The following is a 19,012-nucleotide window of genomic DNA, read 5'->3' on the forward strand; positions in this document are numbered from 1 at the left end:
CATTCCACCGCGCGTGCGGGAGTGGTCCTTCCACCGTCCCCGCAGGTGCGCCTCGTTCCCCGTGCCCAGTCCGCCACGACCCGCAGTTGGCCTATTGACCTGCCCGAATCCGGTACCTGGAAGGTAACCGGTGCCGCCGGCACCGGTGTGTCCAGCTTCCTTATCGATACCGTCATTCATGCCTTGGATAAAGCCCGGGAGACCGGCGCGGATCCCTCCGGCATCCTCGTTATCGCTCCCTCGAAGGAATCCGGCGCCCGGCTGCGCCGCGAGCTCTCTGAGCGCCTCGAGGATTACGCCGCACAGACCTCCATGGTGCGTTCCGTACACTCTCTAGCATTCGCGTTGCTGCGCACAGCGGCCGAGGAGGAGCTGCGACTTATTACCGGTGCCGAGCAGGACGCCGTCATCCGCGAGCTGCTCACTGGCCAAGCAGAAGACGGACATGGCTCGTGGCCCGCGGAGATGCGGCCCGCGCTGGAATATGTGGGATTCGCCCGGCAGCTGCGCGATTTCCTTTTGCGTTCCATTGAACGCGGCCTGGGCCCGGGTGACCTAGAGCGCCTTGGTGCCGAGCACGGCCGCCCCATGTGGTCCGCGGCGGGTGAATTCCTGCGCGAGTACGAACGCGTGCAGCTCCTTTCCCGCGCCCATTCCTATTCCGCGGCGGAATTGGTTACCGCGGTTCTCCAGCGCCCCCAGCTTCTGCGCGAGCACCCCTTCCACACCATTATTGTCGATGATGCGCAATTGCTCGATCCCACTGCGGGCAAGCTCATCCGCGAATTGGCCCCACAAGCGGATCTCGTGGTGGTGGGCGGCGATGCCGATCAATCCGTCTTTGCCTTTCGTGGTGCTAGCTCGCGTTTCCTGCGGGACTTCCCAGCTGACCACGACATCGAGCTCACCGAGCCTCACCGCACACCCTCTCCGGCGTGCATTTCCATCGTGGATTCGGACGGCAGGTTGCGTGACGTCGTAGCTAATACCGTGCGCCGCCGCCACTTAGAAGACGGCGTGCCCTGGCGCGATATCGCCGTCATTGTTCGTTCAACCGGTGATATCGGGCAGATGCGCCGCACCCTCTTGGCCGCCGGCGTGCCCGTGCACATTAGCCCTACCGACGTCGTCTTGGCTGATCAGCGTTTGGTCTCCGCCGTGCTGCTCGCCCTGCGTGCCTTGGAGGAAGAACTTTCTAACTCTGAGCTGGAAGAATTGCTCACCGGCCCCGTGGGTGGCGCCGATCCCGTCACGCTGCGCCGCCTGATCCGTGGTTTGCGCCGCTGGGATTCCACCACCCGGGGCATCGATAGCCTCCGCGGTCTTCTCTACGGCGAGCTCCCAGACTTTAATGGGCAACTGACTGAACGCGAATACTCCATCTTGGCGCGTGTACGCGCGGTTCTAAGCGCCGGCAGGGACGCACTCGCCTCTGGGGCCTCTGTGGAGGAGGTTCTCTGGGCCGTGTGGAGCGCAACCGAGCTCGATAACCGCTTGCAGGCTTCGGCGCTGCGCGGTGGTGCGACCGGCTCGCAGGCCGACCGCGACTTGGATGCAATGATGGCGCTTTTTGACGCCGCAGGCGATTACGTTGAGCGCCGCCCTGATTCCTCGCTGCGCGCCTTCCTGACGCATATCACGGAACAAGAACTTCCCACCGGTGTGCGCGACCGCCGCACCGCTATTCCGCAGGCAGTAGAAATCCTGACTGCACACGGCGCGGTGGGCCGCGAATGGGATACCATCATCGTGGCCGGCGCACAGGAAGGAAGCTGGCCTTCGCTAGGGGAGACCGGTTCCATTTTCGGTCAAGAAGATCTCATCGATCTCCTCGACCACGATATTGATCCCGATACCCCCGTCAGCCACGTTGCCTCCCGTTTGGCAGAAGAGCGACGTCTCTTCCACGTCGCTACCACGCGCCACCGACAGCGCCTGCTTATCGCCGCTGTGGAAAACCCGGAAGGCGATACGGTCTCTGAGCCTTCGCGCTTCATCAGCGAATTCGCCGGCCGTGGCGTGGACGTGCCGGGCCAGGCTGCGCGTCGGCAAGCAAAGCGGGCGCTGCGCCGCACCCAACTCCCGCGCGAGCTGGGCCTCGATGTGCCCGAACCCGCCCCCGTGTCATTGCGCGATGGGCTTGAGGTGGATCCCCTCGATGTGGCGGTGCTGTCCGTGCCGGCTTTTGTCGCACAGTTGCGCCGCGTGGTTACCAATCCGGAATCCGGTGAGGTTGAGCGCAAACAAGCAGCGCGCCAGCTCGCCCGGTTAGCGGCAGCCGATATCCCTGGCGCCCACCCGGAGCAGTGGTGGTCTGCGCGCTCCGTTGCGGCTGAAGTGCCGCTGCATACCAGCGGTAGCTTGTCGCCTTCCCGCGTGGAGGCATTGCTCAACTGTCCGCTCAAGGCCGTGCTCGGCAATGTGGCTGAGGACCCAAGCACCGAGGAACACCTGCTCCGCGGTACTTTGGCGCACGCCTTCTTTGAAGCTATTGGCCGCGGCATGGACGCGGAAAAGGCCAAGCTATTGGTGATGGAGGCTTTCGAGCGCATTCAGGATGTACCGCAGTGGCAATTGCGATTCAAGCTCGATGAGTTTTCCACCCTGTTGGACCGCGCTCGCGAATGGGCGCGCCAATCGGAGGTCAATCAAGAGCTTGCTGGCGTGGAAATCCCCGTAAGCGTACGTATCAGCGAGGAGGTGCGCATCGGCGGCTATATGGACCGTCTGCTTCGCGATGAAGAGGGCAATTACTTGGTGGTGGACCTCAAGACGGGCAGAAGCAAGCCGGCTAAGAAAGAGGGCGAGGACCATGTGCAGCTGATGACCTATCAGCTCGCGCTTGCCCATGGCGCATTTGACGGCCACCAGGTTCACGACGGCGAAGGCATGCCGCGCCAGGGCGGTGTGCTGGTGTATCCGGGTGCGACCACCAAAAAGATTGGTGAACTTTGGCAAAGCGATAAGTCGCCGGAAGCCCTGGAAGAATTCGCCGCACTTCTGCCCCCGCTGGTGGAGGAGATGCGTGGCCCGCGCATCACTGCGCGCACCAATAAAGACTGCGATAAATGCCCAATTCGCTCCATCTGCCCCGTGCAGGAAGAAGGAAGGATGACCACCGATGCCTAAGAGCAATTTTTCCCCACAGCAGATCGCTGCAGCCTTGGGCAAGGACTTTCCGCCTACCGAGGAACAAGCACACGTCATCGAAGGCCCATTTAGCCCCAAACTCGTGGTTGCCGGCGCTGGTGCCGGCAAGACAGAAACCATGGCCTCGCGCGTGGTGTACCTGGTGGCCAATGGCTATGTGCGCCCGGAGCAGGTTCTCGGCCTGACCTTCACCCGTAAGGCCGCGCAACAGCTGGAGCAACGCATCCGCCGGCAGCTGATTAAATTGCGCGATTCCGGCCTCATCCCACCAGGCGGTGAGGTGGCAGAAGCGCTAGAAAACATTGCGCCGAAGGTAGCCACCTATGACTCCTATGCGGGAGAACTCGTTCGCGAATATGGACTCTTGGTTCCGGTAGAGCCCACCGCACGCATCATTACCGAGGCCGAGCGCTATTCCTTGGCCTACGATGTGGTGCGCAATTACACCGGTCAGCTAGAAGACGATCGCGCCCTAGCCACGATTACCGAGACCCTGCTGAAATTCAGCCAGGATATCGATAACGGACTCAAAGACACGAGTCACATCGCCCAGCATGCCCGAGATTTTCGGGCGGACATCGATAACCTCGATAAATCCCAAAAGAATGGTCCCGAATACTCAAAGACGCTGCTGGACTATATCCACACACAGGAGCGCCGCGTGCAGTACGTGCCGCTGCTGGAGGCCCTGAAAAAGGAACAATCCGAGCGACAAGTCATCACCTTTGGCGAGCAAATGGCCGTCGCCGCCCGCGTCGCGCGCGACCATCCTGTGGTGGGAAAGCAGCAGTCCCAGCGCTATAAGGTCATCATGCTAGACGAGTACCAAGACACCTCCTATGCCCAGCGCGTGCTTCTACGCAGCCTATTCGGAGGGGACCAAGAGGACCTGTCGGTTACGGCCGTGGGCGATCCAATGCAGGCCATCTACGGGTGGCGTGGTGCTACCTCTGAAAACCTCACTGCCTTCGTGGAAGACTTCCCAGTCGCGCCGGGCACACCCGCCCCGAATGACCAGTTGACCACCTCTTGGCGCAACCCCTCTGGTGCGCTGGATTTGGCTAACTCAGTGGCGGAGGGAGTATTCGAAGGCGTTGAACGTCCCGTGGACGAGCTGTCTGCCGCCCCGCATAAGGGCGAAGGCGATATCCAGTTGGCGTACTTCGACAGCGAGGTTCGCGAGCGTGAATTCGTTGCCGAGTACCTGAAAGAGCAGTGGGAAAAGCGCGAGGGAGATACCTTCAGCGCGGCGGTTTTGGTGCGCAAAAATAGGCACTCCGCACCCATCGCTGCGGCCCTCGACAAAGCGGGCGTACCCAATGAAATCATCGGTCTCGGTGGCCTGCTGTGGCAGCCAGAAATCCAGGACCTCGTAGCTATTGCCACCATGCTCGTGCGCCCAGAAGACTTGCCTGCGGCAGTGCGGGTGCTGGCAGGGCCGATTTGTGGCCTGGGAATCAGTGATATTCAAGCGCTCGCTTCCCGCCAACGAAACCTGGCCGGCGCGAGGGAGGAGCGCTTGCGCTGGGAGCCGGGGATGGACCCGGAAGAATACTTGCGTGCGCAGCTGGAAGATGTCACCGCTGAGGAGCCGGATCAGCGCGTCGGCCTTGCTGACGCCCTGGCAGATTTGGGTGAAAGAGACCGCTATACCCCGCAAGGCCTCGCCCGTATGGAAGAGGTTTCTGCCAAACTGCGGCACCTGCGCACTTATTCTCTTTCCAAACCGCTGGTGGACATCTTCGCCGATATTGAAGCATTGTTTAATATCCGCACCGAGGTACTAGCTCGTGGAAGCGCAGGAGGCGCGACACATCTGGATAAATTTGCCGATATCGTCGCAGGCTTCCACGGTGATTCCTTGTATGCGCTCTTGGATTACTTTGCGTTAGCGCTCGAAAAGGAAGATGGCCTAGACCTCGGCGAGGTTCCCGCCGCCACTGACCGCGTGCAGATTATGACCGCGCACAAGGCCAAGGGCTTGGAATGGGAACACGTCTGCGTGGTGCATGCGGATTCGTCTAGTTATAGTGCGAAAGCAGAGACTTTCCTGTCCAGGATCGACAAGGTCCCAGGGGACGATGACTATATTGAGGTCCCGGAGGATGCCCAAAAGCGCTCGCATTTCCAAAACGCGTGCGAGGAGTTTAAGAAGGCAGATAGCACCATCAAGGCGGAAGAATCGGCGCGCCTTTTTTATGTGGCGCTGACGCGTACCGAATCCACCCTGACCGTTACCGGATCGGGCACCAATAACGCTCCCGGAAAGAACAAGAAGGCTCCCTATGAATACCTAGAGCGCCTGAAAGAGCAATTCCCGCAGTACGTGGTGGAGTGGTCCGTCCCCGACGAGCCTTCCGAGGATGATTATGGGGAGAGCGCCCAATTCCCAGCGCTGCAGGCCAGCCCTGAGGCGGTCGCCGGTGCGGACATGGTACTTGAAGCACTGGAAGAGCTCCCAGAAATGAGCCGCGGTGAAACTTTTGAGCTGTGGGAGCAAGAAGCTGGCGCGCTCATTGAGGAGTACAAGGCCCTGCAACAGCCGGTGGTAGACGTTGAGCTACCCAGCGAGCTGACCGCCTCGGACATGGTTGCGCTGCGGGCAGACCCGCTTCAGTTTGCCCGTAGGCAACGCCGCCCCGTGCCGTTTAAGCCGAATTCCTACGCCAAGCGCGGTACCGCCTTCCACGCGTGGTTGGAGGACCGCTTTGGCAACCCGGCGCTATTGGGCGAGGAAGAACTTCCGGGAATCGATGAACCGGAGGACTTCGATTTGGAAGAGCTCAAGGAAGCCTTCCTGAACTCCGAGTGGGCCGAGCGTCAACCGGAGCACGTGGAAGCGCCCTTTGAGATCACCATCGGTGAGGCCGTGGTGCGCGGGCGCATGGATGCGGTATTCCGCTTGGAGGACGGCACCTGGATGGTGGTGGACTGGAAGACCGGCCGCCCTCCCCAGGGAGAGGCTATGGATGCTGCCAAGATACAGCTAGCGGTGTATGCAGAGGCGTGGCGCCGCATCCACGGCGGAGAGAAAATTCGTGCCGCGTTCTATTATGTCCACGATGGTTATACCTTCGAGCCTGCCCGCCTGCCGCGTGGGGAAGAGCTGAAGAAACTCCTTGAATCGTCAGTTGAGCACCACAAGGGCTAAGGTATGTGGGCGGTTGCGTAACGCGCAATCTCTTGAGCAATCATTCGAGACCAGAAAAGAAGGCGGGGCTAGTGGCCAAAAAACGTGCGCAGGCAATGAAGTCACGCTTTAGAAGTCGCTTCTTGCCGCAGGTCGAGCTGTCCTCGCAGCCGGATCACGCGCTCATTGATGTCATTACGGTGCCGAGGGATGAAAATTCCAGCCCGTGGCGTCAGCTGGGCAAGCGTGTGCTGTGGGCTTTTGGCATCGTTGTCTTCGTGACCATCGTGGTCTATGTGGACGGCGGTGGGTATAGCGAGGACATGTCGTTATTGGACTCCGCCTACTATGCGGCGGTGTCGCTGACCACTGTGGGTTACGGCGATATCGTGCCCGTGTCCCCGCAGGCCAGGCTCATTAACTTAGTGCTTATTACCCCTGCCCGCCTGATCTTCCTTGTTTTATTGGTTGGCGCGACCTTGTCCGTGTTGACGGATAAGGCCCGCCGTACTTTCCAAATCCAGAACTGGAGAAAGCAATTGCGTAACCACACCGTCGTTATCGGATATGGCACCAAGGGCGCCGGAGCCGTGGCCGCGCTGCTGGCCGATGATGTTCCGTCCTCCCAGATCGTGGTCATCGATACCAACCGTGCGTCCCTCGCTCACGCCGAGCACCACGGGCTGGTCACCATCTTTGGTTCCGGCACCAAGCAGGACGTGCTCAAGGTCGCTGGGGTAGAGCATGCCAGCTCCATTGTTGTTACCCCATCCACGGACGATACCGCGGTGCTGTGCTGCCTGTCCGTGCGAGAGCTTGCGCCCAAGGCCAAGATTGTGGCGTCGGTGCGCGAGTCCGAGAACCGTCACCTCTTGCTCCAATCCGGTGCGGATTCCGTGGTCACCTCTGCGGAGACGGCTGGTCGACTGCTGGGCCTAGCCACCGTGACTCCGACCGTGGTGGAGATGATGGAAGACCTGCTCTCACCCAACGAGGGGTTCTCCGTAGCCGAGCGCGCCGTGCGCGAATTCGAGGTGGGCTCCAACCCACGCCACCTGGCAGATATCGTGCTGGCTGTTCTGCGCAATAACGAGCTGCACCGCGTGGATACCGCGGATGCCTCCGCGCTGAAGCCGGGCGACCGCCTGCTCTACATCAAGCATGAGATGGAACAGCCCATCGAGGTCATGGACGATGATGACGAGGATTAAATGTTCCTCCCAGTAACCCCTCATGGCCAAGTACCGGTTACGGCAGCGGGGGAGCCGGTGCTGGTGGAGAAGGTTCCCGGGGGCGTCGGCAAGCACGCAGTAGTGGACCTAGGTACCCTGCAGGCGTGCGCGTATCCGGAAGACGGTGCTAGCGAGCTGGGCCGGCTAGAAAGCGCGACGTTCTTTGCGGACCAGCCGGTGATTTTGCAAGCCATTGCGCTGATCCGCAATCGGCGCGAGCAGCGCTTTGATCCGCGGACCGGCCATAAGCTGAATTACCCAGCACCGGGAATCGTTGGGCGCGATCCTTTGGACGAGCGCCGGATGGTCTTCCCGCGCCTAGATCCTGCCGTCATCGGGCTTATTCGCCTCAGTGGCACCGACCGGATTTTGCTGGCGCGCAATCGCCGCCGCACTGGCTTTTTCTCCCTGATTGCCGGTTACGTCGAGCCGGGCGAGACCGCGGAAGCAGCTTTTGCACGCGAGGCCCTAGAAGAAACCGGGCGCAGGGTGGATGATATTCGCTATTGGGGCTCGCAGGCGTGGCCACCGAGTGGTTCCCTTATGCTGGGCTTTTGCGCGCGCACGGCTGATGTCCACCCCACCTGCCATACTGATGGGGAATTGGAAGAAATCCGGTGGGCGGAGCGCGCCGAGCTGCCTGAGCTTAAGCTTCCACGTCCGGGTTCAATTGCACACACGATGATTATGGAGTGGTATCACGGTGACTAAGCCGGATTTGTCCCTGCTGGATGAAGATCAGCTGCGCGCGGCCACGGCGCCGCGCGGGCCCGTGTGCATCTTGGCCGGCGCGGGTACGGGCAAGACCCGCACTATTACTTATCGCATTGCCAACTTGGTCGACCAAGGCTTTGTGAGCCCGCAGCGCGTGCTTGCGGTGACCTTTACGGCGCGAGCGGCCGGAGAAATGCGCGATCGCCTGCGCACCATGGGCGTGGCCGGCGTGCAGGCGCAGACTTTCCACGCGGCCGCGCGCCGCCAGTTGAAGTATTTCTGGCCGCAGGTAGCAGGAGATCTTCCGTGGCAGCTGCTGGATAATAAATTCCCACTGGTTGCCCGCGCGGTGCGCTCGGTGGGGCTGGATAATTCCAAGGACATGATTCGAGACGTCCTGGCGGAGATCGAGTGGGCTAAGTCCGCGCTGGTCAGTACCGAAGATTATGAGTCCGTGATCGCGAATACAGACCGCAGTGCGCCGGCCGATCCGGCCAAGGTGGCAGAGGCCTTCCGCCGCTACGAGCAGTCCAAGGCCACGCCGGACATGATGCACTTGGACTTCGATGACCTGCTCATGCACATCGCAGGTGCCATCGAGAATGTGCCGGCGATTGCGGAGACTTTCCGTGAGCAGTACCGCACCTTTGTCGTCGATGAGTACCAGGATGTTACCCCGCTGCAGCAGCGGGTGCTCAACGCCTGGTTGGGCGAGCGCGATGACCTTACCGTGGTGGGCGATGCTAACCAGACCATCTATTCCTTCAACGGTGCCTCCCCGGACTACCTGCTTAATTTCTCCCGCACGTATCCGGATGGCACCGTGGTCAAGCTGCAGCGCGACTACCGCTCCACGCCGCAGGTAACTGACCTGGCCAACCGGGTCATCGGCAAGGCCACCGGCCGCGCAGCTGGCACGCGCTTGGAGCTGCAAGGCATGCGCGAGCCCGGCCCAGAGCCCACCTTCAAGGCCTATGAGTCCGAAGAAATTGAGGCCCAGGAGGTGGCCGGCCAGGTCCTTACTCTGCTGGATCAGGGTGTGCCGGCCTCCGAGATTGCCATCCTTTATCGCATCAATGCCCAGTCGGAGCAGTTTGAGCAGGCGCTTGCCGACGCCGGAGTGGTCTACCAAGTCCGCGGCGGCGAGGGCTTTTTCCGCCGCCCGGAAATCCTGGAGGCTATCCGCGTGCTTATCGCCGCGACCCGCCGCGAGGACCTGCCGGATGATCCGGTGGCGATTGCCCGGGCCGCGTTTGTCGAGCTGGGCTTGAGTTCCACCGAGCCGCAGGGCGCCCAGGCCCGCGAGCGCTGGCAGTCCCTCAACGCACTGGTTGGGCTCATTGAAAAGATTGTGGAATCAACTCCTGGCATCGATCTCAACGGGGTGCTGGGGGAGTTGCGCCGGCGCTCTACCGATAAGCAGGCCCCGGCCATGGAAGGCGTGACGCTGGCTACCGTGCACGCCGCCAAGGGCTTGGAATGGGATGCGGTATTCCTCGTGGGGCTAACGGAAAAGCTTATGCCCATCAACCATGCCATCAAGGCCGGCGACGAACAGGTAGAAGAGGAGCGCCGCCTGTTTTACGTCGGCATTACCCGCGCCCGTGAGCACCTCGCGCTGTCGTGGGCGCTGGCGAAGACTACCGGCTCACGGGCTTCGCGCGAGCGCACCCGCTTTCTCGATGGCATCGTTCCGGCGGCCGAAGATGCCTCCGGCAGTGGGTCTCGCTCGCGCCGCCCGAAACGCTGCCGCGTGTGCTCCGGCCCGCTGGGAACACCGGCGGAAAAGGTCATCGGCCGCCATGAAGATTGTGAAGGCGGCGGCGATGAAGAGGTCTTTGCCGCTTTGCGCTCGTGGCGCTCCCAGGTTGCGCGTGAGGAAAAGGTGCCGGCTTATGTCATCTTTTCCGATGCCACCCTGCAGGCGATTTCGGAGGAATTGCCCTCCGATGAAGCAGAGATGCTCTCCATCTCCGGCGTAGGCCCGAGCAAACTGGAGCGCTACGGTGCCCAGGTGCTAGAGGTTATTCGTTCAGTTCGTAGCTAGCCAGGTTGGTCTTGCCGCCGAAGCATACGGGGCAGCGTGGATGCGCTATGACGGTGCGCTGTTGGTGGTGTCCGTAGACATCGATCTCCCATTGCTGCCCGGGGCGCGGCTTAGCGGTTGGCGCGCCCGGCGGCAGCGAGCGCCCCATCAGCCGCCGGATGATCACCTGCGTATGCGCCGCAACCGCATCGAGCACCACGGCTTCTGGCGTGCGGCGCACGCGGGTGAGCTGGGTGCTGATGATATTCCAAAGCGGGTCCATATCAACGCGGGCCAAGTGCGCACACAAGGGGCAGGGGCCTTGGCCGCGGATACGAACCGGTCCGATGACGCCACGATTGTCCAGCAAAGATACCGGAACCCACGTGGTTGCTGTGCCCGCCAGTGCATTCGCGCAATCCAGCGGGCAGTGCAGCTGGTCCACGGCGAGGACCGGATACATGCCGTCGAGGTCGTGGATATAGGAAAAGACATTGTCCTCCTCCAGCGGGATGCGCACTTGGAAGCCGTCCTCCTCTAGGCGCGCGCGAAGGCTGTGCGCCAGGGTGGATTCGCCCATGAGGACAATGGTGTCTGTCTTTTCGGCGGCCTCCCTGTGCGGCCAGAGGATGCCATAGTTCAGTGCGTCTTCAATCAGGCTCTGCGCCGCCGCCTCTTCTAATCCTGCTGACCGCAGCCGGTCAGACAGTTCTTCTGGGGAAATTGGCTCGCGAGCGGTGTTGAAAGCCGTCGCGACGGCGAGCGCGCTTCCAGTTTCCGCAACCCCAACGCGGGTGGCATCCATGCCAAATTGGATCACCGTTTCCTCGCGGCAAAACACTGCGCTGCCGGGTGCTAAGACCACCTGGGTGGCAGAAATCCCCACGCCTTTAACCCCTTCCCCCGAAGTATGTGGTCTCCATTGCACCACAGGTACAATCACCTGTCATGTCGAGCACGCAGCCAACCGCACCGCAGCCCCCGGAGGTCAAAGTCATTCGCTCTGCCAAGCGGAAGAAAACCGTGCAGGCGCGCATGGTATCCGGGGTGCTCGAGGTACGCATTCCCGCGTGGATGTCCGCGCGCGATGAGAGCGAAGCAGTCGCGGACATGTTGGCGCGGGTGGAAAAGAAGCAGGGCAGCGGGCGCCGCACGGACGCCCAGCTCGAGGAACGGGCGCGGCGGCTCAACGCGGCGTATTTAGATGGTCGTGCGACCATCGGCTCTATTCGGTGGGTGAGTAATCAAAATACGCGGTGGGGTAGCTGTACTACCTCCACCGCGGATATTCGGCTGAGCGACCGGCTGCAACACGTGCCGGATTATGTGCTGGATTCAGTGATCATTCACGAGCTCACCCACACCTTCATCCCGCGCCATGGGCGGGATTTTTGGCAGTGGGCGGACAGGGTGCCCCACGCCGAGCGGGCGAAGGGCTATCTTGAGGCCTATCAGCGCTGGGGCTGCTAGTTCTCGTCGTCCTCGTTGCCCTTGTCCTTCTTCTCGTCCTTGTCGTCCGGATTCTCGGACTCCTTGGGCTCGTCGCCCTGCGCGGCAGAGGAATCCTCGCCGTTCTTCAGCATTTCCTCCAGCTTGGCAAACTCTTCTTCAAAGCCTTCATCCGGGCCTTCGTCCAGCAGGGAGTCGATAAAGGCGGCCGGGTTATCGAGGTGCTCCGCAGTGGGCAGGAAGTCCGGGTGATCCCAGGCCTTATCGCGCTTTTCCGCGCCTACGGCGACGGTGGCGCGGCGCCATAGCTCAGCGGCCTCAGAGACCTTCGGGGCATTAAGTTCGATGCCGACCACCTTGCTGAAGGCGTTCTCAGCGGAACCGCCGGTGCTGCGGCGATGCGCCCATGCCTGGGTCAGCTTCGAGGTCGACGGGATGCGCTCGCCCAGTGCCTCAGTAACGACGTGCTCGGCCCAGCCTTCCACCAGTGCCAACAGGGTCTCGAGGCGGGATGCGGCCGCAGTGTTCTTGGAGGTAATGCGCGGGGAGAGGTCCATGCCCTGCAATTTGCTCATCGCGTCCTGGATCGCCTGTGGATCGCCGGACTCGAGGTTGAGCTCGCGGGTGACTTCCTCCAGATGGGAGGTATCAATAACCAGGCCGATGGCATATTCCTCCACGGAGGAGACGATGCGCTCTACCAGCCAGGGCACGTGCTTGAACAGGCGCTGGCGGGCAGCCTCGCGGGCGGCAATATAAACCAGCACTTCCTGGCCAGGAACATTAAGCTCGCGGGCGACCTTCTGGATGGTCTGTGGCAATAGTGCCACAGTATTGGCTGGGGCGATGGGCAGGCCGAAATCGGAGCCGGTCAGCGCCTGGGAGGCCAAATCGCCCAAGGCGTGGCCAAGCTGCATGCCAAAGTTCATGCCAGACATCTGGTTCATCATCTTGGTCATGGGGCCCATCATCTCGCGGGCCTCTTCCGGCATGGAGTCCAGCTGAGCATCATTCATGTGCTCTGCCACCGGGGTGACCATGCGCTGCCACGCCGGCATGGTCTCTTCCAACCACTGCTTGGAATCCCAAGCCTTGGCCGTGCCGGAGGCGGTGGGCAAATAGGTGGCGTCATCAAGCCAGAGCTCCGCCAAGCGGACGGATTCCTCCACAGCCTTGGTATCGTCCGCGCTTACCGCCTTGGACTGCGAGATCTGCTGCAGGGCGATGCGCTTAGCCATGTCGTAATTGACGGGGCCGGAGTTTTCCGGCGAGTTCATGGAAGAGCCCATGCCGGACAGCATCTGACCGAACTGGTTCAGCATGTCACCCAGGCCGCCACCATTAGCGCCGCCGAATGCGCCGAACGGGTTCTGGTCACGACGTCCGTCATTATCGTCGTCATCGTTATTGGGGAAAGAAAAACCGAATCCGTTGCTCATGCGTCCTAATCTACCGGCACCGTCCGGCTACTTTCCATGATCCCCGCTACGCTGACAGCGAACACTACGGCAAAGGTTGTAGGGTATTGATCCGTGAATTCTCCTGCTAGCCGTCGCGTCCGCACCATTGCTTGGGGTGCCATCCCCGTCGTCCTCACCGGTGCGTTGGTATCGCTTGACCATATCCCCGGCACTGATGTGTCTTTGACCGTGCCTTATGCCGCTGAGGGGCCAGGTCCCACGGTGGACACGTTGGGGGAGGTCGACGGCACTCAGGTCGTCGATGTCCAGGCGCCGAAAACCTATGACACCGACGGCCACCTCAACATGACCACGGTCTCTGTGCGCACCAATATGACCCTGGCGCAGGCGCTAGGCCGCTGGATGATGACCGATGACACCATCGTGCCCATCGATACCGTCATTCCGCAGAACATGAGCGATAAAGAGGTAGAAGAGTCCAATAAGCAGGCCTTTACCCAGTCCGAGTCTGCAGCCACCGTCGCGGCAATGGATTACCTGCACCTGCCGGTGAAGATCACCATCGCGGAAGTCATGGATGAGGGCGCGGCGCAGGGCACGCTGAAAAAGGACGATGTCCTTACCGCAGTAGACGGCAAGGAGGTCTCGGAGCCAGGCGAGGTCCAAGACGTCATCAAGCAGAAAAGCCCGGGCGATAAGGTCACGCTGACAGTCAAGCGCGGCGGCAAGGAGCAAGAAGAAGAAATAGAGCTAGGGGAGAACCCCCAGCAGAAGGGGCAGGCAATGCTGGGCATCGCCATGCTCTCGGTCCCGCAAGACGATATTAAGGTCAAATACAACCTGCAGGATATTGGCGGTCCCTCCGCCGGCATGATGTTTACCCTGGCGGTCATCGATAAGCTCAACGAGGAAGACCTCACCGGCGGCAAGTTCGTGGCCGGTACGGGCACGATTCAGGAAGATGGCAAAGTAGGCCCCATTGGCGGCATCCAACATAAAATCGCCGCGGCGCATGAGGCCGGAGCGGAGCTCTTCCTCGCGCCGAAGGATAATTGCTCCGAGGCCGCCGCGAGCGACCATGGCGATATGCCCATCGCGGAAGTTTCCACCTTGGATGAAGCCGTGTCGACGATGAAGAACTTCGCGGACGGCAAGGATATTAAAACCTGCCAGTAGCCAGCCTACTTAGCTAGGCCCAGCTCCTTGATCTTCTCTTCTGGGTCTTCTTGGTCGGAGGAGATCATCTGCTGCATGACCATGCCTTCTTTATTGTCCACCACGGTGATGACCGCGGTGGTTCCCAGGGTGGACCAGCCCACGACGCGATCGCCATTATCCTCAATGACCTGCGAGCTGCGCAGCTCGGTAAGCACCTGCGTGGTTTGCTTTGCCTTGGAGTGCGAGCGGAAGAACTGGAATTGGCCTACCTTCGGCCCAGAGCAGTTATAGGAATCGTCCCCGCCCGTGGAATCGCAGCGGTCGAAGTGCGCGAAGAGCTCCTTGGGCGCTACCGGAGCAAAGATGTCATAGGCTTTGGCCACCGACTTCTCCAATTTTTCGCTGCCGGGTTCCTTGCTTGCCGACGCCCCCTCAGACACCCCCGAGCTCTCCGCCGCGCTCGATTCCGCGCTGGACTCAACGGTGGAAGAGAAGCTAGAGGCGGAGCTGGTTTCCTCAGCGGTATCCGCCTCTGGGGCGGTGGACTCGGCGCCGGCAGGGGAGGTCTCCACGGGGACGTCGGCAGGCGCGGCATCGTCCGAGGAACAAGCGGCAGTGCTCACGCCTACGCCCAGCAGAAGCGCTGCTGCGGTGGCGCGGGTGGCGGTCAGGCGAGTGAGAGTAAGGCGTCGCACGGTAGGAAAATGCTCCTTAGTCGCAGGCGAGAATTGTCACTTCAGTCTAATCTAGCTCATCCGGGTCTTGGTTCAGCCCATAGCGCAAGGCCGCAATAACCCCCGGAGCTACCTGGGGACCGCCGCGCAGCTGGATGTCATCTTCCGCGAACGGTCCGGCCGCTTCCAGCTCTTCCTCGGTGGGGCGCAGCTGCAGCAACGTGGTTTCGATGCCTTCCTCGCGCAGCGCACCGGAATAAAGGCGCGCCGGGCGAGGGGAGGGGTCCTCGCTGGAGGTATCGCGGAACTTAATTTCTTGGGCCAAGATGACGCCGGCGACCTCCCGCGGCCAGGCCAGGCGGGAGACATAATCGGCCAGCTGCTCCGAACCGGGCTCAATGTTTTCGGGCACATTATCTTGCACGATAAGGGTAAGCGGCGCGGCATCCTCTTCATCGAGTGCGGCAAGCTGATCGGCTACCAAGTGGGTGGGAACCAGCGCGAAGATGGTGGGCCGAGCGTCCCAGCCTTCGGCGTGGACGAATTCCACGGCTTCGGTCATCGCGCGGTTTAGAGCTGGCTGTGATAATTCGGGGGAACTCATGAACATCCTTATTCGTTATCTGTGTATTGCTTCCTTAAGCTGGAAGAAGTCTACAGGTTTTAAATTCGCACTATTTGATTGGAGCTGGCGTTGTCCTTTGGGTCATCCACACCAGCCGCCCCGTTGAAGCGGCCCCCGCGGGTCGCGACAATCATTGCGGCCATCATTGCCGTCCTCTTGTTCTTCGGCCCCATGCTCGTGGGCATGTACACGGATTGGAGGTGGTTTGGTGCGATTGAATACCGGAACGTCTTCACCACCGCGATTATTGCGCGGATAGTCCTCTCTATCATCTTTGGCCTGGTCGCAGCTGCAGTGGTGTGGGCCGCCGGCTACTTTGTCTGGCGCGGGCGCCCGGATTCGCTCGACTTGGGAGACCTGAACTCGCCGGTGTATCAGTACCGCAAGTCCATTGAGAAGTCCATGGGCGTCTTCTTCAAGGTCATCCCCGCCGTCGTGGGCGTCATCGCCGGTTTCATCGGTCAGGCCAATTGGCGCACGGTGTTGCTCTTCCTCAACGGCCAGGAATTCGGCGAACAAGACGCCCAGTTCCACCACGACCTAGGTTTTTATGCCTTCACGTTGCCAGTTCTGAAGATGGTGGTGAGCACCCTATCCATCTTGTTGATCCTGGCCTTCCTCATTGCGCTTTTCGGCCACTACGTGCTGGGCGGCATCCGCATTGGCAATAAGGCCGCCGGTGTGCGTGGCTCTATCTCCCACCCCGCTCGTCTGCAGCTGGCGATTACCGCCGGCCTGTGGATGGTAGTCCAGGTCATCGGCTACTGGTTGGAGCGCTATGAGCTGCTTAATACCCAGCACGATCTCTTTACCGGTGGTTCCTATACCGATATTCACGCTTATCTGCCGGCGAAGATCATCTTGATGATCATTGGCATCTTCGTGGCCGTGGCCCTGTTTATGGCCGTTGTCATCAAGGACTTGCGCATCCCCGGCCTGGCCGTGGTGCTTATGCTGCTGTCCTCGCTGGTCATTGGCCAGGCATGGCCGCTGCTGATGGAACGCTTCTCCGTACAGCCCAACCGCCAGGCTAAGGAAGAAGAATCCATCGCCCGCAATATCGAGGCCACCCGCTATGCCTATGGGCTCACGGATGACCACGTCACCTATGAAGATAACTGGGGCGGGGATGATGTCTCCGATGACAAGGTGGCCTCTGATAACGCCACCATCAATAACCTCCGCCTGCTGGATCCGGAGATCCTTTCTCCTACCTTCACTCAGATGCAACAGCTGAAGAACTTCTACGGGTTCCCAGAGACGTTGTCGATGGACCGCTACAAGATCGACGGCAAGAAGCGCGACTTCGTCGTCGCCGCTCGCGAGCTTGATCCGAATGAGCTGCGAGAGAACCAGTCGGACTGGATTAACCGCCACACCGTCTACACTCACGGCAATGGCTTCGTGGCAGCGCAGGCCAATAAGGTCGACGAGGTAGCTCGCGATGCAGGTTCTGCCCGCGGTGGCTTCCCCATCTTTACCGTGTCTGACCTACAGACCCAGGCCGGCGAGTCCGAGGGCGAAGGCGAGACCCAGGACGCAGAGAAGTCCCTTGGCATTAAGGTAGACCAGCCGCGCATCTACTACGGCCCGGTCATTGCCGGTGCGGCCGACGGAATGGACTACGCGATCACCGGCCAGACCGGCGATAACCCGGTCGAGTATGACACCGATAGCTCCACCTACACCTATGACGGCAAGGGTGGCGTTGGCATTGGCAATATCTTTGACCGCACCATGTACGCCGCCAAATACCGCGAGCTGAATTTCCTGCTCTCGGATCGCGTCGGCAGCGAATCGAAGCTGCTGTATGACCGCGACCCGCGCGAACGCGTGGAAAAGGTTGCTCCGTGGCTGACCACCGATTCTGCTACCTACCCGGCCGTGGTTGATGGCCGCCTGAAGTGGATTGTGGATGGCTATACCACCTTGGAGTCCCTGCCTTACTCCCAGCGTGCCTCGCTTTCCGACGCCACCCAGGACACCCTCAACCCTGATGGCACCACCCAGCGCTTGGTCAATGACAAGGTCGGCTATATCCGCAACTCAGTCAAGGCCACCGTCGATGCCTATGACGGCACTGTGGACCTGTACGAGTTCGACAAGAATGACCCGGTGCTGAAGGCCTGGCAGGGCGTCTTCCCGGACGTCGTTAAGCCTGAGGCAGAGATCTCCGACGAGTTGCGCGAGCACTTCCGCTACCCGGAGGATATGTTCAAGGTGCAGCGTGACCTGTTGGCCCGCTACCACGTGGATGACCCGAATGTCTTCTTCAATAACGATGCTTTCTGGTCCGTGCCGAATGACCCCACCGCGGAGGAATCCCGCCAGCTCAATCAGCCGCCGTACTACGTGATGGCCGCTGACCCGGAGACCGGCAAGCCGACCTTCCAGCTGACCACGTCTTACCGTGGCCTCAACCGCGAGTTCCTGTCTGCGCACATGGCCGTTTCCTCCGACCCGGAGAACTACGGCGATATCACCGTGCGCGTGCTGCCCACCAATACGCAGACCCAGGGCCCGAAGCAGGCCCAGGATGCGATGATGTCCTCCGACCAGGTCGCCCGCGACCGTACCCTGTGGGAGGGCACTAACGACCTGCACAATGGCAACCTGCTAGCCCTGCCAGTAGGTGGCGGCGAAATCCTGTACCTCGAGCCGATCTACTCGCAGCGCAAGGACCAGGCCTCTGCCTTCCCGAAGCTGTTGCGCGTGCTCGTGTCCTATAAGGGCCGCGTAGGCTACGCTCCGACTATTGGTGATGCGCTTGAACAAGTTGGAATCGATGCCAAGGCTGCCCAAAACATTGAGGAAGTCGAGGGCGATTCCGAGGACAAGGATGGCGCCAAGGACGACAAGAATAAGAAGGATGCCAAGGAGGACAAGCCTTCGGCCCCGGCCTCTGCGCCTTCCTCTTCCGACCAGGCCGGCGCCATCGATGACATCAACAAGGCTTTGAAGGGCCTTGAGGATGCACGCGATGGTTCCTTCGAGGAATACGGACGCGCCTTGGATGAGCTCGACAAAGCAGTCGAGTCCTACCAGTCGACGGAGAAGTAGTTCCGGCTTATAATCGCGATGGATTAGGCGCCTGCCCAGCGGATTTGGGTAGGTGCCTTTCTCTATGTATAGTTACATGAGTCGCCAGGACAGAGCGAATACACTTTGTGTTAACGCACTGTTAAAGCGCAGATGATGGAAGTCATCTCGACGCGGGGTGGAGCAGCTCGGTAGCTCGCTGGGCTCATAACCCAGAGGTCGTAGGTTCGAATCCTGCCCCCGCTACCAACTTCCAGGCCCTCATCGGTTCGCCGGTGAGGGCCATTTTTTATTTTTGCTTACTGGGCGGAATCTGGGGCCTAAACGACAGAATGTGTTGTTTTGCGGCGTGTCGGGCTAAACGACATTTTGTGTTGGTGGGGTTTAGCGTATG

The 19,012-nt window shown here is 60.8% G+C and carries 12 protein-coding genes and 1 tRNA gene; 9 read left to right on the top strand and 4 right to left on the bottom strand.

Annotated features, from left to right (window positions below):
- The first annotated feature begins 21 nt into the window (after positions 1-21).
- The 5 genes from QP324_RS10210 (at position 22) to QP324_RS10230 (ending at position 10,273) form a co-directional block, all read left to right on the top strand.
- Complete coding sequence (locus QP324_RS10210; protein ID WP_284815972.1) at positions 22-3,129, top strand: ATP-dependent DNA helicase; 3,108 nt, start codon at positions 22-24, stop codon at positions 3,127-3,129.
- Entirely contained in the window at positions 3,122-6,301 is a 3,180-nt protein-coding gene (locus QP324_RS10215) for an ATP-dependent helicase (RefSeq protein ID WP_284815964.1), read from the top strand. The genes QP324_RS10210 and QP324_RS10215 overlap by 8 nt, the downstream gene beginning before the upstream one ends.
- A gap of 95 nt (positions 6,302-6,396) precedes the next feature.
- Complete coding sequence (locus QP324_RS10220) at positions 6,397-7,491, top strand: TrkA family potassium uptake protein (RefSeq protein WP_284815973.1); 1,095 nt, start codon at positions 6,397-6,399, stop codon at positions 7,489-7,491.
- Entirely contained in the window at positions 7,492-8,223 is a 732-nt protein-coding gene (locus QP324_RS10225; protein WP_284815965.1) for an NAD(+) diphosphatase, read from the top strand.
- Positions 8,216-10,273, top strand: a complete 2,058-nt coding sequence (locus QP324_RS10230) for an ATP-dependent DNA helicase UvrD2 (RefSeq protein ID WP_284815966.1) — start codon at positions 8,216-8,218, stop codon at positions 10,271-10,273. Before QP324_RS10225 ends, QP324_RS10230 begins: the two co-directional genes overlap by 8 nt.
- Here the strand turns inward: QP324_RS10230 and QP324_RS10235 are convergent.
- On the bottom strand, positions 10,251-11,138 hold the full coding sequence (locus QP324_RS10235) for a hypothetical protein (RefSeq protein WP_284815967.1): 888 nt from the start codon (positions 11,136-11,138) through the stop codon (positions 10,251-10,253). The two genes, QP324_RS10230 and QP324_RS10235, sit on opposite strands and share 23 nt — an antisense overlap.
- A gap of 62 nt (positions 11,139-11,200) precedes the next feature.
- On the opposite strand from QP324_RS10235, the gene QP324_RS10240 reads away from it, so the two are divergent.
- The gene (locus QP324_RS10240; RefSeq protein ID WP_284815968.1) at positions 11,201-11,722 is read left to right on the top strand and encodes a M48 family metallopeptidase; all 522 of its coding nucleotides are present in this window, start codon (positions 11,201-11,203) and stop codon (positions 11,720-11,722) included.
- Here QP324_RS10240 and QP324_RS10245 read toward each other — a convergent pair.
- Entirely contained in the window at positions 11,719-13,140 is a 1,422-nt protein-coding gene (locus tag QP324_RS10245; RefSeq protein ID WP_284815969.1) for a zinc-dependent metalloprotease, read from the bottom strand. The genes QP324_RS10240 and QP324_RS10245 overlap by 4 nt on opposite strands.
- A 93-nt stretch (positions 13,141-13,233) precedes the next feature.
- Here QP324_RS10245 and QP324_RS10250 point away from each other — a divergent pair, with 93 nt between their 5' ends.
- Positions 13,234-14,298 (top strand): PDZ domain-containing protein, encoded by a 1,065-nt coding sequence (locus QP324_RS10250; protein WP_284815970.1) that lies wholly within the window; start codon positions 13,234-13,236, stop codon positions 14,296-14,298.
- A gap of 5 nt (positions 14,299-14,303) precedes the next feature.
- Here QP324_RS10250 and QP324_RS10255 read toward each other — a convergent pair whose 3' ends face one another.
- Both QP324_RS10255 and QP324_RS10260 read right to left on the bottom strand, forming a co-directional pair.
- A complete protein-coding gene (locus tag QP324_RS10255) occupies positions 14,304-14,975 on the bottom strand; it encodes a beta-N-acetylglucosaminidase (RefSeq protein WP_284815971.1) in 672 nt (223 codons plus the stop codon).
- Between the two features lie 46 nt (positions 14,976-15,021).
- Positions 15,022-15,558: a PPA1309 family protein gene (locus QP324_RS10260; protein WP_005322346.1), complete on the bottom strand. Its 537-nt coding sequence runs from the start codon at positions 15,556-15,558 to the stop codon at positions 15,022-15,024.
- A gap of 123 nt (positions 15,559-15,681) precedes the next feature.
- Here QP324_RS10260 and QP324_RS10265 point away from each other — a divergent pair, with 123 nt between their 5' ends.
- Together QP324_RS10265 and QP324_RS10270 are read left to right on the top strand one after the other, a co-directional pair.
- On the top strand, positions 15,682-18,639 hold the full coding sequence (locus tag QP324_RS10265; RefSeq protein WP_284815974.1) for a UPF0182 family protein: 2,958 nt from the start codon (positions 15,682-15,684) through the stop codon (positions 18,637-18,639).
- Between the two features lie 151 nt (positions 18,640-18,790).
- Positions 18,791-18,867: transfer RNA gene (locus QP324_RS10270), tRNA-Met, on the top strand.
- Positions 18,868-19,012 lie beyond the last annotated feature (145 nt).

Source organism: Corynebacterium sp. UMB0012, from assembly GCF_030216265.1.
Classification (GTDB): Bacteria; Actinomycetota; Actinomycetes; order Mycobacteriales; family Mycobacteriaceae; genus Corynebacterium.